Source organism: Silvimonas sp. JCM 19000 (assembly GCF_054652575.1).
The window spans coordinates 20,394-36,445 of sequence record NZ_BAAIHC010000012.1 but is presented as its reverse complement, the minus strand read 5'-3'; the positions used below and the strand labels follow the sequence as shown (position 1 = coordinate 36,445).

General features: G+C 59.2%; 17 protein-coding genes. 16 read left to right on the top strand and 1 reads right to left on the bottom strand.

The annotated features are described in order from the left end of the window. The first annotated feature begins 72 nt into the window (after window positions 1-72). The 4 genes from xylB to ACYQ1A_RS12215 all read left to right on the top strand — a co-directional run bounded on the left by xylB (window position 73) and on the right by ACYQ1A_RS12215 (window position 5,495). Window positions 73-1,566 carry a xylulokinase gene (gene xylB / locus ACYQ1A_RS12230; RefSeq protein ID WP_499362359.1) on the top strand — a complete coding sequence of 498 codons (1,494 nt, stop codon included), beginning with the start codon at window positions 73-75 and terminating at the stop codon, window positions 1,564-1,566. An 85-nt stretch (window positions 1,567-1,651) separates the two neighbouring features. Then, a complete protein-coding gene (gene xylF / locus ACYQ1A_RS12225) occupies window positions 1,652-2,662 on the top strand; it encodes a D-xylose ABC transporter substrate-binding protein (RefSeq protein WP_499362357.1) in 1,011 nt (336 codons plus the stop codon). A gap of 77 nt (window positions 2,663-2,739) precedes the next feature. Next, on the top strand, window positions 2,740-4,296 hold the full coding sequence (gene xylG / locus ACYQ1A_RS12220) for a D-xylose ABC transporter ATP-binding protein (protein WP_499362356.1): 1,557 nt from the start codon (window positions 2,740-2,742) through the stop codon (window positions 4,294-4,296). After that, window positions 4,293-5,495 carry a sugar ABC transporter permease gene (locus ACYQ1A_RS12215; protein ID WP_499362354.1) on the top strand — a complete coding sequence of 401 codons (1,203 nt, stop codon included), beginning with the start codon at window positions 4,293-4,295 and terminating at the stop codon, window positions 5,493-5,495. The genes xylG and ACYQ1A_RS12215 overlap by 4 nt, the downstream gene beginning before the upstream one ends. Before the next feature lie 60 nt (window positions 5,496-5,555). On the opposite strand, the gene ACYQ1A_RS12210 is transcribed toward ACYQ1A_RS12215, so the two are convergent. Next, complete coding sequence (locus ACYQ1A_RS12210) at window positions 5,556-6,329, bottom strand: exodeoxyribonuclease III (protein ID WP_499362352.1); 774 nt, start codon at window positions 6,327-6,329, stop codon at window positions 5,556-5,558. A gap of 212 nt (window positions 6,330-6,541) precedes the next feature. Here ACYQ1A_RS12210 and pyrE point away from each other — a divergent pair, with 212 nt between their 5' ends. The 12 genes from pyrE (at window position 6,542) to ACYQ1A_RS12150 (ending at window position 16,047) form a co-directional block, all read left to right on the top strand. Further along, complete coding sequence (gene pyrE, locus ACYQ1A_RS12205; protein ID WP_499362350.1) at window positions 6,542-7,189, top strand: orotate phosphoribosyltransferase; 648 nt, start codon at window positions 6,542-6,544, stop codon at window positions 7,187-7,189. A 49-nt stretch (window positions 7,190-7,238) separates the two neighbouring features. Next, window positions 7,239-7,832, top strand: coding sequence for a DUF4124 domain-containing protein (locus ACYQ1A_RS12200; RefSeq protein WP_499362348.1), 594 nt, complete (start codon window positions 7,239-7,241; stop codon window positions 7,830-7,832). Window positions 7,833-7,979: 147 nt separating this feature from the next. Continuing rightward, window positions 7,980-8,768: a polyphosphate--glucose phosphotransferase gene (ppgK, locus tag ACYQ1A_RS12195; RefSeq protein WP_062220832.1), complete on the top strand. Its 789-nt coding sequence runs from the start codon at window positions 7,980-7,982 to the stop codon at window positions 8,766-8,768. Between the two features lie 169 nt (window positions 8,769-8,937). Beyond that, window positions 8,938-10,851, top strand: a complete 1,914-nt coding sequence (gene mnmG / locus ACYQ1A_RS12190) for a tRNA uridine-5-carboxymethylaminomethyl(34) synthesis enzyme MnmG (protein ID WP_499362346.1) — start codon at window positions 8,938-8,940, stop codon at window positions 10,849-10,851. A gap of 87 nt (window positions 10,852-10,938) precedes the next feature. Further along, window positions 10,939-11,574, top strand: a complete 636-nt coding sequence (gene rsmG / locus ACYQ1A_RS12185) for a 16S rRNA (guanine(527)-N(7))-methyltransferase RsmG (RefSeq protein ID WP_499362344.1) — start codon at window positions 10,939-10,941, stop codon at window positions 11,572-11,574. Then, window positions 11,571-12,359, top strand: a complete 789-nt coding sequence (locus ACYQ1A_RS12180; RefSeq protein ID WP_499362342.1) for a ParA family protein — start codon at window positions 11,571-11,573, stop codon at window positions 12,357-12,359. Before rsmG ends, ACYQ1A_RS12180 begins: the two co-directional genes overlap by 4 nt. Window positions 12,360-12,385: 26 nt before the next feature. After that, complete coding sequence (locus ACYQ1A_RS12175) at window positions 12,386-13,231, top strand: ParB/RepB/Spo0J family partition protein (protein WP_499362340.1); 846 nt, start codon at window positions 12,386-12,388, stop codon at window positions 13,229-13,231. A 196-nt stretch (window positions 13,232-13,427) separates the two neighbouring features. Continuing rightward, the gene (locus ACYQ1A_RS12170) at window positions 13,428-13,799 is read left to right on the top strand and encodes an ATP synthase subunit I (RefSeq protein ID WP_053938441.1); all 372 of its coding nucleotides are present in this window, start codon (window positions 13,428-13,430) and stop codon (window positions 13,797-13,799) included. Window positions 13,800-13,801: 2 nt separating this feature from the next. Then, on the top strand, window positions 13,802-14,620 hold the full coding sequence (atpB, locus tag ACYQ1A_RS12165) for a F0F1 ATP synthase subunit A (RefSeq protein ID WP_053938442.1): 819 nt from the start codon (window positions 13,802-13,804) through the stop codon (window positions 14,618-14,620). Between the two features lie 100 nt (window positions 14,621-14,720). Continuing rightward, a complete protein-coding gene (atpE, locus tag ACYQ1A_RS12160) occupies window positions 14,721-14,996 on the top strand; it encodes a F0F1 ATP synthase subunit C (protein ID WP_053938443.1) in 276 nt (91 codons plus the stop codon). Between the two features lie 39 nt (window positions 14,997-15,035). Continuing rightward, the gene (locus ACYQ1A_RS12155; protein WP_499362336.1) at window positions 15,036-15,506 is read left to right on the top strand and encodes a F0F1 ATP synthase subunit B; all 471 of its coding nucleotides are present in this window, start codon (window positions 15,036-15,038) and stop codon (window positions 15,504-15,506) included. 7 nt (window positions 15,507-15,513) lie between these two features. Then, complete coding sequence (locus tag ACYQ1A_RS12150; RefSeq protein ID WP_053938445.1) at window positions 15,514-16,047, top strand: F0F1 ATP synthase subunit delta; 534 nt, start codon at window positions 15,514-15,516, stop codon at window positions 16,045-16,047. The last annotated feature ends 5 nt before the right edge of the window (window positions 16,048-16,052 follow it).

The window sequence follows — 16,052 nt, the reverse complement described above, 5'->3', positions numbered from 1 at the left end:
AATTGCTGGACATTCACTACAAGCCCAACCTGTGCGGCATTCCATCGCGCCACCAGGCACAGGGCTATAGCAATGTTTATCGGAATCGACCTCGGCACCTCCAGCGCCAAAGCCATTTTGCTGGATCGTCACGGACAGGTACTGACCAGCGCCAGCGCGCCGCTACAGGTCAGCCGACCGCAACCGCTCTGGTCCGAACAATCGCCGACTGACTGGTGGTCTGCCTGCAGCGCCGCCATCAGCACACTGGTGCAACAGGCCGCCGCGCTGGGTGTACCCGCTTCGGATATCGAGGCCATCGGCCTGACTGGCCAGATGCATGGCGCGACCTTGCTGGATGCTCAGGGCAATGTGTTGCGCCCGGCCATCCTGTGGAACGACGGCCGCGCTTTTGCCGAATGCGCCGAGCTGGAAGCGCTGGTGCCGCAATCCCGCCAGATTACCGGCAACCTGATGATGCCCGGCTTTACCGCGCCCAAGCTCAAATGGGTGGCGCGGCATGAACCGGAGATTTTCGCGCGCGTTGCCACCGTGTTGCTGCCCAAAGATTATCTGCGCTACCAACTGACCGGTGATTTTGCAACCGACCTGTCCGATGCCGCCGGCACCTTGTGGCTGGATGTGGCGCGCCGGGACTGGAGCGACGAAATCCTCGCCGCCACCGGCCTCAGCCGCGCCCATATGCCCAAGCTGTATGAAGGCAACCAGATTACCGGCCACCTCAAACCAGAACTGGCAGCGCAGTGGGGCTTGCGCAGTGTGCCGGTCATTGCCGGCGCCAGCGATAACGCAGCCGGTGCCATCGGCGTCGGCATCGTCACGCCGGGCCAGGCCATGTTGTCGCTGGGCACCTCGGGCGTGTATTTCGCCGCCAGCGACGGCTATCACGCCAATCCGGAAGGCGCGGTACATAGCTTTTGCCACGCTTTGCCGCATACCTGGCATTTGATGTCGGTGATGTTGTCGGCCGCCGCCTGCCTGGATTTCACTGCGGGCCTGACCGGTTTTGCCGATGTCGCCGCCTTGCTGGAAGCCGCTGAACGCCGCGGCATCGACCCCCAGACGCCGCTGTTCCTGCCCTATCTGTCGGGCGAACGCACACCGCATAACAATCCGGAGGCCCAGGGCGTGTTCTTTGGCCTGACCGGGTCCACCCGTGCCGGCGACCTCGCCAATGCCACGCTTGAAGGCGTCGGCCTTGGCCTGGCGGACGGTGTGGACGCGCTGGAAGCCAGCGGCGTGGTCCCCAGCGAAGTAACCGTCATTGGCGGCGGTTCACGCAGCGAATACTGGGTACAGATGCTGGCCGACATTCTTGATCGGCCGCTGGTGTGCCGCGAAGGCGGTGAGGTCGGCCCGGCATTGGGTGCCGCCCGATTGGCGCATCTGGCGCTCGATCCCACCGCCGCCATCGCCACGATCTGCCCGGTGCCGCCAGTCCGCGCGCGCTATGCCCCCAAGGCCGAACGCGCCGCCTGGTTTGCTGCACAGCGGCGACCGAAATTCCAGCAGTTGTATGCCCGTGTTGCATCCCTGTTTCACCAGAACGACCAGCAAGCGGCGTAGACCGCACCCGCTACAGAGGAAGTCCCTGCGTTGTCCCGTGCCGACTGGCACATAAAACCAGATAAGTAGTTTGAGGAGCCATCCCATGAAAACGACCCTGATCTCTGCCCTGCTTACCGGTGCTCTGCTGAGCTTTGCCGCCCCTGCCGCCATGGCCAGCAAAGACAAGCCCGTTATCGGTTTCTGCATTGACGATTTGCGCCTGGAACGCTGGGCGCGCGATCGCGATTACTTTGTCGCTGCCGCCGACAAACTGGGCGCCAAGGTATTTGTGCAATCGGCAGATGCCAACGAGCAACGCCAGATTTCGCAAATCGAAAACCTGATTTCGCGCAATGTCGACGCCATCGTCATCGTGCCGTTTAACGGCAATGTGCTGGCCAACGCCATCCGCGAAGCCAAAAAAGCCGGCATCAAAGTGATCTCGTACGATCGGCTGATCGCCAATGCCGACGTCGATGCCTATATCACCTTCGATAACACCAAGGTGGGCGAGATGCAGGCCGAGGGTGTGCTGAAGGCGCGCAACAAGGGCAATTTCTATTTGCTGGGCGGCTCACCGACGGATGGCAACGCCCGCATGCTGCGCGATGGCCAGATGAAAGTGCTCAAGCCTTATATCGACAAGGGCGACATCAAGATTGTGGGCCAGCAATGGGTGGCGGAATGGAGCCCGGCTAAAGCGTTGTCGATCGTGGAAGACGCGCTGACCGCCAACCAGAACAAGATCGACGCGATTGTGGCTTCCAATGATGGTACGGCGGGCGGCGCCATCCAGGCGCTGGCGGCACAAAAGCTGGCGGGCAAGGTGCCGGTGTCGGGGCAGGATGCTGACCTGGCCGCGGTCAAGCGCGTGATTGCCGGCACGCAAACCATGACCGTGTACAAGCCGCTCAAGCTGCTGGCTGGCGAAGCCGCGCAACTGACGGTGGATCTGGTCCAGGGCAAAAAGGTCACGTATGACACCCAGTACGACAATGGCCTGAAGAAGGTGGATGCCAAGCTGCTCAAGCCGACCATGCTGACCAAAGACAATGCGCAAGACGTATTGGTGAAGGACAACTTCTACACCGCGGCGCAACTGGCCGCGCAGTAATCACGCAGTCCGCCGGGCCGTGCTCCACGTGAAACATGGCCCGGTGATTTTCCTCTTCTGTACCGGGGACAAGACTGATGTCTGATTTCCTGCTCGAAATGCGCAATATCCGTAAATCGTTCTCTGGCGTGAAGGCGCTGGATGGCATCGATTTGCACATCCGCGCTGGCGAATGCGTCGGCCTGTGCGGCGAAAATGGCGCGGGTAAATCCACGCTGATGAAGGTGCTGTCGGCGGTGTACCCGCACGGCACATGGGAAGGCGACATCCGCTGGCAAGGCCAGCCACTGCAAGCGCACTCCATCAAGGAAACCGAGACCGCCGGCATCGTCATCATCCATCAGGAGTTGATGCTGGTGCCTGAGTTGTCGGTCACCGAAAACATTTTTCTGGGCAACGAAATCACCTTGCCCGGCGGCCGCCTCAATTATTCGGCCATGCACCAGCAAGCGCAGAAAATGATGGCCGAGCTGAACATGCCCGATATCAACGTCGCGCTGCCGGTGCACCACTACGGCGGTGGCCAGCAACAATTGGTCGAGATTGCCAAGGCACTGAACAAGAACGCTAAATTGCTGATTCTGGATGAGCCGTCCTCGTCGCTCACCACCTCAGAAATCCGCGTGCTGCTCAACATCATCAAAGCACTCAAGGCCAAGGGCGTGGCGTGTGTGTATATCTCACACAAGCTGGATGAAGTGGCTGAAATCTGCGACACCATCAGCGTCATCCGCGATGGCGTGCATGTGGCGACGCAGCCGATGGGCTCGCTCAACGTTGAACGCATTATTGCGATGATGGTGGGGCGTGAAATCGGCGATCTGTACCCGCGCGAACCGCACGAGATTGGCGAGGTGGTGCTCGAAGCCAGCCATATCACCTGCTTTGATCCAACCAACCCGTCACGCCGCAAGGTCAAGGATGTGTCATTCCATCTGCGCCGCGGCGAAATCCTGGGCATCGCCGGGCTGGTGGGTGCCGGCCGCACGGAACTGGTGTCGACCCTGTTTGGCGCCTATCCCGGCAAATCCAGCGGCACGGTCAGATTGCATGGTAAAGCGATCGATGTTTCCAGCCCGATCAAGGCGATCAAACACGGCATCTGCATGGTGCCGGAAGACCGCAAGCACCACGGCATCGTGCCGCAGTTTGGCGTGGGCTGGAATATGACGCTGCCTGTGCTGGACCGCTACAGCCACGCCGGTCGCATCGACAAGGGTGAGGAATTGCAGAGCGTGATGGCCGAAATTGCCCGGCTCAAGATCAAGACCTCCAGCCCGCATTTGCCGATTACGGGTTTGTCCGGTGGCAACCAGCAAAAAGTGGTGCTGGCCAAGATGCTGCAACCCCGGCCGGACATTCTCATCCTGGATGAACCCACCCGCGGCGTTGACGTCGGCGCCAAGTTTGAAATCTACAAACTGATGCTGGAGCTGGCCAAAGCCGGCATCTCGATCATTATGGTTTCGAGCGAATTGCCCGAAGTGCTGGGCGTGAGCGATCGCGTGCTGGTGATGGGCGAAGGTGAGTTGCGCGGTGAATTCATCAATAAAGGCCTGACCCAGGAACAGGTGCTGGCTGCAGCCCTGACCCCATTGGCCAGTGTGGCCGCAGAACATGGAGTGACTGTATGACTATCGCTGTCGAAACGCCCGTCGCGGGTTCCAGCTCGGGCCAGCCGCGTGGTGGCGGCTGGCCGGGCATCAAACAATTGTTCAGCCAGTACAAAGTGCTGGCGCTGGTGATTGCCATCGCGGTGATCTGGGCCTTTTTTGCCTGGAAGACCGAGGGCGGTTACCTGACCCCGCGCAACCTCTCCAATCTGCTGCGACAAATGTCGGTTACCGGCATGCTGGCCTGCGGCATGGTGTTTGTCATTATCGCGGGTGAGATCGATCTGTCGGTGGGCTCTTTGCTGGGCTTGCTCGGGGGCGTGGCGGCAGTGCTGGATGTCAATTACCACATGCCGCTGGCCCTCAATCTGGCCATCGTGGCTGGCCTGGGTCTGCTGATTGGTTTGTTTAACGGTTACTGGGCGGCGTGGTTGCGCGTGCCGTCGTTTATCGTCGGTCTGGCTGGCATGCTGGCGTTTCGCGGGGTGCTGCTGGGTGTCACGGGCGGGATGACCATCGCGCCGGTGTCGGATCAACTGGTCTATCTGGGCCAGGGTTATCTGCCAACGCTGTGGGGCGATTTGCTGGGCGTGGTGTTGTTGATAATTGCCGGTGTGCTGGCGTGGCGTACGCGGATTGCCAACACGCGCTACGGTTTACCGGTGGTGCCGCTGTGGCGCGATGTGGCCCGCGTGGTGCTGGCGGGCGCGGTCATCTTTGGCTTTGTGCGCACGCTGAATGCCTATGACGGCATTCCGATTCCGGTGCTGTTGTTGATGGTGTTGCTGGGCGTGTTTACCTATATCGCCACCCAGACCGTATTCGGCCGTCGTATCTACGCGGTGGGCAGCAATATGGAGGCGACGCGTTTGTCCGGTGTGAATGTGCGCGGCGTCAAACTGGCCATCTTCGGCATCATGGGTTTGATGTGCGCGCTGGCTGGCGTGGTCAATACGGCGCGCCTGGCGGCGGGTTCACCGTCGGCCGGTTCCATGGGTGAGCTCGACGCGATTGCTGCGTGCTTTATAGGCGGCACATCCATGCGCGGTGGCGTCGGCACGGTGCATGGCGCCTTGATCGGCGCGCTGGTGATGGCCAGCCTGGATAACGGCATGTCGATGCTGGATGTGGATTCGTTCTGGCAGATGATCGTCAAAGGCTCGATTCTGCTGCTGGCGGTGTGGATCGATGTGATGTCACGCGGCAGTTCGCGCGCTTGAGGCAGGATTAGCAAAAGGGCGGGTCTGCGACCCGCCCTTTTGCTGTGCTGCATCCGTTGCCTAGAATGCGTAGTCGTAATCGACCGTCAGCGGTGCGTGGTCTGAGAACTTCACGTCTTTATAGATATGCGCGCTTTGCAGCTTGTCGCCCAGGCTGGGCGTAACGATGTGATAGTCGATGCGCCAACCCACATCCTTGGCATAGGCCTGACCCCGATTGGACCACCAGGTATAACCGGGTGCATCCGGATATAGACGGCGCCACGCATCCACCCAACCCAGCTCATCAAACACCCGGCCTATCCACTCGCGCTCTTCTGGCAAAAAGCCGGAGTTCTTCAGATTGCCTTTCCAGTTTTTGAGATCGAGTTCGCGGTGCGCGATATTCCAGTCGCCCAGCAGCACGATATCGCGACCGCATTGCGCCAGATGTGCCAGGTGGGTCCAGAAGCGTTCCATAAAGGCAAACTTGACCTGCTGGCGCTCTTCGCCGCTGGAACCCGACGGCAGATAGATCGACACCACCGACAGATTGCCAAAGTCCGCCTGAATGTAGCGGCCTTCGGCGTCGATATCCGGAATGCCAAGGCCGATTACCACGTTGTCGGGCTGCTTGCGGCAATACAAACCCACACCGCTGTAACCTTTCTTTTCCGCAAAGTGAAAATAGCCGTGCATGCCATGCGGGTTACGCATCAGCTCGCTCAGGTCGGCGTCTTGCGCCTTTAATTCCTGCAGGCCGATGACGTCGGCTTGATGCTGGGCCAGCCAGTCAAAAAAGCCTTTGTTGGCGGCGGAACGGATGCCATTGAGGTTGGCAGAAACGATGCGCAAGGCCGTACCCTTTTTGATCTATTCAAGAAGTTGAACATGCCGCGTCAGAAGCGGCGCGGCATAATATGCTGTTTTTTGTCACCGGGGTTACCGAAAATCGGCAGTCCGACGTCTGAATGTGTCTGGCCGGTAACCCTCGATTACAGTGCGGCGGAGTGCAGTGACTGGCCTGCATGACCGCGCATTCAGCAGCTTTCAAGGAGTATTGACCCATGTCCGATTTCCGCCGCGAATTCATTGAATTTGCAGTGGCACAGAATGTGCTGTGCTTTGGCGAGTTTATCACCAAAGCCGGCCGTACCTCGCCGTACTTCTTTAATGCCGGGCTGTTTAACGACGGCGCTTCAGTCGGTGCACTGGCGCAATTTTATGCGCAGGCCGTGCAGGCTTCCGGTGTGAAATTCGATGTCCTGTTTGGCCCGGCGTACAAGGGGATTGTGCTGGCTGCCGCCACGTCTGTGGCGCTGGCTCAAGCCGGGCTGAACACCCCGTTTGCGTATAACCGCAAAGAAGCCAAAGACCATGGCGAAGGCGGTGTACTGGTCGGCGCGCCGCTCAAAGGCCGGGTGCTGATTATCGACGACGTAATCTCGGCCGGGACCTCGGTGCGCGAATCGGTCGCGATGATCCGCAGCCATGGGGCTGAGCCCGCCGGTGTATTGATTGCGCTGGACCGCATGGAACGCGGCCAGGGCGATTTGTCGGCCGTGCAGGAAGTGCAGCAGCAGTTTGGCATTCCCGTCATTGCCATCGCTTCACTGGATGATCTGGTGGGCTATCTTGAAAATACCAGCGGTATGACCGGCAATCGCGAGAAAGTCGCGGCCTACCGCGCACAATATGGCATTCGTCCTGCATAAAGCCTGAGCGCTTTTTTCAGCCGGATGTCGCAACAGGGCTGGGGAAAGTATGAAGCTTTATGGATGGTTGGCGCTGCTGGCTTTAATGCTGGCAGCGCAATCCGCGCATGCCACGCTGTATCGCTGGGTCGATGAAAACGGCCGCGTGCAATACAGCGACAAGCCGCCGCTGAGTGCCGCCCCCAAAGGCGTGAGCACGCTCGACAGCCAGGGCATGGTGCGCAAATCCCCGCCGCAGCCCGAAAATCCCGAAGAAACCGCGCGCCGGCTGAAGGCGCAGCAGGATCAGCAAGACCAGCAACGCCGCGACCGTGCCTTGCTGCAGTCGTTCTCGAATACCAAAGAAATTGATTTGTTGCGCGATCGCCAGATCGACGCCGTCAACGGCGCCATCCAGACCAACCAGTCGCGCCGGCAAAGCGCGCAGGCAAAGATCGAAAAGCTGAACAAGCAGATCTCGTCGTTCAACAAGGCCAAAAAAGCGGTGCCCGACGATATGAGCGCCGAAATGGCCGCCGCGCAAAAAGAACTGGCGGATATCGATCAGGACGATCAGAAAAAGATGGCCGATATTGCTGCAATCAGGCAGCGCGCTGACGCCGACAAAAAGCGTTTTCTTGAGCTGCAGAGCGGCGCGCGCTAGGCCGCCGCATCTGTTGTAACGCGGCAGGTCAGGTCATTACCGGGCTTGACTTTGCCAGCCCGCCAGTTAAATTCCCGAAAGATTTTTGCGCAGCGTGGCGATGCTTGAGCGTCCGCGGCGTTTCCTGATCAGTACAACGGAGTAATCATGGCGAATGTGGCAGGGCAGCCCAAAGTAGTGTTGGGTATTGATATCGGCGGCACGGGCATCAAGGGTGCTCCGGTCAATGTGGAAACCGGTGAACTGCTGGCGGAGCGCGAACGCATTGATACGCCCAAGCCGGCCACGCCGGAAGCGGTGGCCAAGGTCGTCAAGCAACTGGTCGAACACTTCAAGTGGACCGGCCCGATCGGCGTGACCTTCCCCGCCATCGTGCGCAACGGCGTCACGCTGTCGGCCGCCAACGTCGACAAGTCGTGGATTAATGCCCCGGCCGAGCAGATCATTGCCGACGTGGTGGGCCAACCGATCAAACTGCTGAATGACGCCGATGCGGCCGGTCTGGCCGAGCAGGTATTCGGCGCCGCCAAGGGCCGGATGGGCAAAGTGCTGGTGATTACGCTGGGCACCGGCATCGGCAGTGCGCTGATCGTCGACGGCAAGCTGATTACCAATACCGAATTCGGTCATCTGATTTTCCCGAAAGACGGCATCGCTGAGCATTACTGTTCGGGCAAGGTCAAGGATGACCTCGACCTCAAATGGAAAGAATTCAACCCGCGCCTGAACGGCTATCTGCAGCATCTGGATCTGCTGCTGTCGCCCGACTTTGTGATTATCGGTGGCGGTATCAGCAAAAAAGCCGAGAAATTTGTGCCGGAAATGAAAGGCATCCGTTTTGAAGTGGCCGGTGCCACCCTGCAAAACGATGCTGGCATCGTCGGTGCCGCGCTCGAAGCCGCCTACACCTATGGCGTGCTGAGCCCGGCAGCCTGATGGCTAGCTAGTTGATGTAACACGTAAAAAAGGCGCCGCGGGCGCCTTTTTTATGGCCAGGCGGTTTGATCGCGCGGCCAGGTTGCGGGCCGCCCCACGTAGCGCAAGTCCCTGTTTTGCCGTAGAATCTTGCCCCTTGTCCAGATTCATGGCAGCAGGAATTACGCTCATGCTTTATCCCATTCGTTATGACGTCATCGTGGTTGGCGGCGGTCACGCCGGCACCGAAGCCGCGCTCGCTGCTGCGCGCATGGGCCAGCGCACCCTGCTGCTGACTCACAATATCGAGACGCTGGGGCAGATGAGCTGTAACCCCTCCATCGGCGGCATCGGCAAAGGCCATCTGGTGCGCGAGGTCGATGCGCTGGGTGGCGCGATGGCGCTGGCCACCGATCTGGGTGGCATCCAGTTCCGTACGCTCAATTCGTCCAAAGGCCCGGCCGTGCGCGCCACCCGCGCCCAGGCGGACCGCATCCGCTACAAGGCCGCCATCCGCGATATGTTGGAAAACCAGGTCAATCTTGATCTGTTCCAGCAGGCGGTGGATGACCTGACGCTCGATGGCGACAAGGTCACCGGCGTGGTGACGCAAATCGGCATCCGCTTTGAGGCCGCCGCCGTGGTGCTGACCGCAGGCACCTTTCTTGGCGGCAAAATCCACGTCGGCCTGGAAAACCATACCGGCGGCCGCGCGGGTGATCCGGCGTCCGTCACGCTGTCGCAACGCTTGCGCGAACTGAATCTGCCGGTGGGCCGCCTCAAGACGGGCACGCCACCGCGCATTGATGGCCGCACCATTGATTTCTCGGTGCTGGAAGAACAACCTGGCGATACGCCCGAGCCGGTGTTCTCCGTACGTGGCAACCGCGCCATGCATCCGCGCCAGTTGCCGTGCTGGATTGCGCACACCAACCAGCAAACGCACGACATCATCCGCAGCGGCTTTGATCGCAGCCCGATGTTTACCGGCAAGATTGAAGGCGTGGGCCCGCGTTATTGCCCGTCGATTGAAGACAAGATCAATCGCTTTGCCGATAAAGACAGCCACCAGATTTTCCTGGAACCGGAAGGTCTGGATACCCACGAGATTTACCCCAACGGCATCTCGACCAGCCTGCCCTTTGATATCCAGATTGCCGCCGTGCAATCGATGAAGGGCCTGGAAAACGCGCGCATCCTGCGCCCGGGCTATGCCATCGAATACGATTATTTTGATCCGCGCGCGCTCAAGGCCAGCTTTGAATCGAAAGCCATTGCCGGCTTGTTTTTTGCGGGCCAGATCAATGGCACCACCGGTTACGAAGAAGCCGCTGCGCAAGGCCTGTTTGCCGGGCTGAACGCGGCGCTGTTTGCGCGCGAACAAGACGCGTGGACGCCCGCGCGCGACCAGGCCTATCTGGGCGTGCTGGTCGACGATCTGACCACCAGCGGCGTGACCGAGCCGTACCGCATGTTTACCAGCCGCGCCGAATTCCGCCTGCAATTGCGCGAGGACAACGCCGATCTGCGCTTGACCGAAGTCGGCCGCAAGCTCGGCCTGGTCGGCGATGCGCAGTGGGAGATGTTCTGTCGCAAACGCGACGCCGTCGCCGCCGAAATGCAGCGCCTGCAATCCACCTGGGTGAACCCGCGCGTAGTGGATGCGGCCGATGCCGAACGCGTGCTGGGCAAAGCCATCGAGCGCGAATACACGCTGGCCGATTTGCTGCGTCGCCCGGAAGTCACCTACGCCAGTTTGTTGACGATGACGGCCGCACAACCCAAGGAAGGCGAAGCCTCGGTCGATGATCCGCTGGTGGCGGAGCAAGTCGAAATCCAGACCAAGTACCAGGGCTATATCGACCGTCAGCAAAACGAAGTATCGCGCCGCGATAATCTGGACAATCTGCGTCTGCCCGATGCGTTTGATTACGCCAGCGTGGTGGGGTTATCGAAAGAAGTGCAGCAGAAACTCAACACGCATCGCCCCGAAACGGTCGGCCAGGCGAGTCGCATTTCCGGCATTACCCCCGCCGCGATTGCCTTGTTGCTGGTGCATTTAAAGAAACGCCAATTACTGGAAACGGCAGGCAAGGCGGCCTGATTCCACACTGTTGATACGCTGTGGACAAGTTGTGGAGCAATGGCCGCGCGCCTGCTGAACTACCCGAAAATATAAAAGAATCCGACCATGAACCAAGTTTTGAATGACGGCCTGGCCACGCTGGGTCTGAGCCTGGATGCCCAGCAACAGCAAAAACTGCTGGCCTATGTGGCCCTGCTGGAAAAATGGAACAAGACCTATAGCCTGACCGCTATCCGCGAACCGGCGCGTATGGTGCCGCACCATTTGCTCGATTCGCTGGCGCCGCTGGCGCATCTGCAGGCCCCGGCCGGTACGCGCTTGCTGGATGTGGGCTCCGGCTTCGGTACACCGGGCATTCCCATGGCGATTGCGCGCCCGGACTGGAACTGGGTGCTGCTGGATTCCAATCACAAGAAAACCACTTTTTTGCGCCAGGCGATTCTGGAACTGCAATTGCCCAACGTCAGCGTGGTCAGCGAGCGGGTTGAAAGCTATCAACCCGAAGCGCCGTTCGATGTGATCACCTCGCGTGCATTTGCCGAGCTGGGCGAATTTATCAAGCTGACACGCCATTTGCTGGCCGAGGGCGGCTACTGGGCCGCGCTCAAAGGCGTGTATCCTTATGAAGAAATTGCGCTGCTGCCCAAGGATGTCGTTGCGGGCGAGGTAATTACGCTCAAGGTGCCCGGTGTCGATGCCGAGCGCTGTCTGGTCATGATCAAGGAACAAGGTTCGCTATGACGCGAGTACTCGCGATTGCCAATCAGAAAGGCGGTGTGGGCAAAACCACGACGGCGGTCAACCTGGCCGCCAGCCTGGTGCATCTGGGCAAGCGCGTCATGCTGATCGACCTGGACCCGCAGGCCAACGCCACCATGGGCGCGGGCATCGATAAAACCAAAGTCAAAGCGACGGTCTACAGTTTGTTGATTGGCGAATCGACGGTGCAGGAAGTGCTGGTTGCCTCGGAAACCGGCGGCTTTGATCTGCTGCCCGCCACGCGCGATCTGGCCGGTGCTGAAGTCGAACTGGTTGAAGCCGATGCGCGCGAATCGCGGCTGAAGCAGGCACTGGCGCCGGTGGTGGGCAACTATGATTTCGTCATTATCGATTGCCCGCCTGCGCTGAACCTGCTGACCCTGAATGGCCTGGTCGCTGCCGACGCCGTGCTGATCCCGATGCAATGCGAATACTATGCGCTCGAAGGTTTGTCCGATCTGGTCAGCACGCTGCGCCGGATCCGCCAGAGTTTGAACCGCCGGATTGAAATTGAAGGGTTGCTGCGGACCATGTTTGATCCGCGTTCAACCCTGGCACAACAGGTATCGGATCAGCTGGTCAAGCATTTCACCTCCAAGCTGTACCACACCGTCATCCCGCGTAATGTGCGTCTGGCCGAGGCCCCCAGTTATGGGCGGCCGATTCTGGCGTACGACAAAACCTCGAAAGGCGCGCAGGCCTATCTGCAACTGGCAGAAGAACTGCTGGCGCGGCATAACACGCACGAAGTGGCCCACTCGGTCTGAGCGTCTCGTCGTTAACGGAACCCGGAATGAACAAGAAATTCAAAGGCCTCGGCCGTGGACTGGATGCCCTGATGGGCGATGCCTCGGCGACCGAATCGCTGCAGCAATTGCCGGTATCGGCTTTGCAACCCGGCAAATATCAGCCGCGCAGTCATATCGATGAAGCCGCATTACAAGAGCTGGCCGAATCGATCCGGGCGCAAGGCCTGATGCAACCGGTGCTGGTGCGCCTGCTGCCGGGGTCGCTCGAAGACCGCTATGAAATCATCGCCGGGGAACGCCGCTGGCGCGCCAGCGAGATCGCCGGGCTGACCGAGATTCCGGCGCTGGTCCGCGAAGTCGAGGACGAAGCCGTCGCCGCCATGGCGTTGATCGAAAACATTCAGCGTGAAGATCTGAACGCGCTGGAAGAAGCCGTCGGCATGAGTCGGCTGATCGAAGAATTCGGCATGACGCACGAAGCGGTTGCCACGGCTGTGGGCAAGTCGCGCGCCAGCGTCACCAATCTGCTGCGTCTGCTTAACCTGGCCGAGCCGGTGCGTGATTTGTTATCCACAGGCCAGATCGATATGGGCCATGCCCGCGCCTTGTTGGGTCTGCCCACGCTCAAGCAACTGGATGCCGCGCGGATAGTCGTGCTGAAGGGGCTGTCGGTGCGTGAGACGGAGGCGCTGGTCCATCGTTTGACGCAAGAAACGCCTGAAAAAACCGAGAAGAAAATCGACGCGGATATTTCGCGTCTGCAAGAAGAAGTATCCAGCCGTATCGGCGCCCCCGTGGCCATTCGTCACGGTAAGCGCGGCAATGGCAAAGTGACCATCGATTACGCGAGCCTGGAAGATCTTGATCGATTACTAGCGCTACTTCGTTGATTGCGGCAAACTGTCGCCGCGTCGTACTGGAGATTGCACCGCATCGGTGCATAGTAAGGCAGGATTTGTAGCCAGAAGGCCCTCAGTTACAGATCCACCACATACAGACGATAAACCCCTGTATTTTCAATGCGTAAAATTGACGCGAAGCAATGTCGATCCGTATAATCTCCGGATATTTGCCTGGCGTAGCAAAATGGTGAGTAAAGCACAGATCCGGGGCATCGTCCGGCTGCAAGCCGCACTGGGCCTCGTTGCTTCGGTGCTGATTTTTTTGTTATGGGGCCAATGGGCTGCAATTGCAAGTGTCATAGGCGCTGCAATTTCTTTAGCCGGCTCTCTCATATACACCAAAGCTGCTTACCAGCTGCCTTACGGCCCCCCTGCATTGCTGATGAAGCTGCATTACATGGGCGAGGCGCTCAAGCTGGTGTTTACGCTGGTGTGTTTTGGCGTTGTATTCAGATTTTACCGGCAGGTTGTCTGGCCCGCGGTTTTTGCAGGATATCTCGCGGCGGCCTCGGCCTTCTGGTTCGGGCTTCTGATCAAATTTAAAGACAAGAAATAACCATGGCTGAACAACAGACCTCAACCGAATATATCCTCCACCACCTGACGCACAACCGCTTGCACAGCGAAGGCGCCATGGCCAACTTCCACCTGGATACCTTCTGGGTGGGCTTGATCCTTGGTTTCATCTTCGTCGGCATCTTCGGTCTGGTGGCGCGCAAAGCCACCGATGGTGTGCCCGGCAAGTTGCAGAACTTTGTCGAGCTGATCGTCGAGATGGTCGATACGCACATCAAAGACACTTTCCACGGCAAGAGCAAAGTGATCGGCCCGCTGGCGCTGACCATTTTCTGCTGGGTGTTCCTGATGAACGCCATGGACTTCTTCCCGGTTGACCTTTTCCCGATGATTGCGCAGTGGGTGGGTGTCACCTTCTTCGGCGCTGATCCGCATCACGTTTATCTGCGTGTGGTGCCGACCGCCGACGTGAACCAGACGTTTGCCATGTCGCTGTCGGTGCTGGTGTATATCATCGGCTTCTCGATCAAGGCCAAGGGCCTCGGCGGCTGGATCAAAGAACTGTTTACCGCGCCTTTCCATGCCGAAGGCACCGTGGGCAAGGTTGCGCTGCTGATCCCTAACTTCTTGTTCCAGCTGATTGAATTGATCGCCAAGCCGATTTCGCTGGCACTGCGTCTGTTCGGCAACATGTATGCGGGCGAGCTGCTGTTTATCCTGATCGCACTGCTGCCGTGGTGGATCAACTGGGTGCTGGGCACGCCGTGGGCCATCTTCCACGTGCTGGTTGTGACGCTGCAGGCCTACGTATTCATGGTGCTGACCATCGTGTATCTGTCGATGGCGGTGGAAGACCACTAAGCCTTCGGGCTTGTCAAAGAATCGCGCAGGATGGCGCAGGCCGTCCTGCCGGTGTTTACCCCTTTTTTCTGTCAACTATCCTTTTTGGAGATATTACAAAATGGCTGCACCCGAAGTTATTGCTAGCGTACAAAGCGCAACTGCAATCGCCGCCGCTCTGATGATCGGTCTGGCTGCACTCGGTACCGCTATCGGCTTTGCGATTCTCGGCGGCAAGTTCCTCGAGTCTTCCGCTCGCCAACCGGAAATGATCCCGGTTCTGCAAACCAAGCTGTTCATTATTGCCGGTCTGCTGGATGCCATCTCCATGATCGGCGTTGGTGTTGCTCTGCTGTACACCTTCTCGAACCCGTTCCTCTCCGCGCTCGCAGGCTAATCAGAGTCAAGTCACCGCGAACAACTGGAGGGCTACAACGTGGAATTCAATACTTCCCTCATCGGCCAGGTAATCACTTTTGCCTTGCTGGTGTGGTTCACGATGAAAGTCGTGTGGCCTCCGCTGACCGGGATGATGGAAAAGCGCGCACAGCGCATCGCTGAAGGTCTTTCAGCGGCGGACCGTGCCAGACAAGATCTGGCCAACGCCGAGAAAGCCTCTGCCGATAAGCTGCGCGAAGCCAAGGCTAGCGCTGCCGAGCTGGTTGCTCAGGCAGAAAAACGCGCTAACCAGATCATCGACGAGGCGAAAGAAAAGGCCAAGGTCGAAGGCGAACGCATCACTGCGGGCGCTCAGGCCGAAATCACGCAGCAACTCGAGCAAGCCCGTGGCGTGTTGCGTCAACAGGTTGCCAATCTGGCACTTGCTGGTGCGACCAAAATCCTGCAGCGCGAAATCGATGCAGGCAAGCACGCCGAGCTGCTGGAATCGATCAAAGCGGAACTGTAAGACAGTCATGGCAGAACTCAATACCGTCGCAAGGCCGTACGCCGAGGCCATTTTCCGTCTTGCCAAAGAACAAGGCTCGCTGGCGCAGTGGTCTGAATCGCTGGCGCGACTTGATCAGGTGGCTCAGGACCAGAAGGTCCAGGACATCGTGGCTGACCCCCAACTATCCGCTGCTCAGGTCAAGCAGATCCTGCTGCAACTGGTTGACGCGAACGACGAGGCTACGGCCAATTTCATCACCCTGGTGCTGGAAAACCGCCGCTTTGCCGTAGTGCCCGCCATCCGCGAGCAGTTTGAATCGCTGAAGGCTGCTGAAGAAGGTCGTGTGGGTGTAACGCTGGAATCCGCGTTTGCACTGACCGATCCGCAAGCCAATGAGCTGCTGCAGGCTGTGGCACGGCACTTTCACCAGAACGTGACCGCCAAGGTGGTGGTTAACCCCGATCTGATCGGCGGCGTGAAGGTGACGGTAGGAGATCTCGTGATCGACGCATCCATTGCCGGCAAGCTCTCTGAACTGGCGACGAGCCTGAAGAGTTAGGAGAT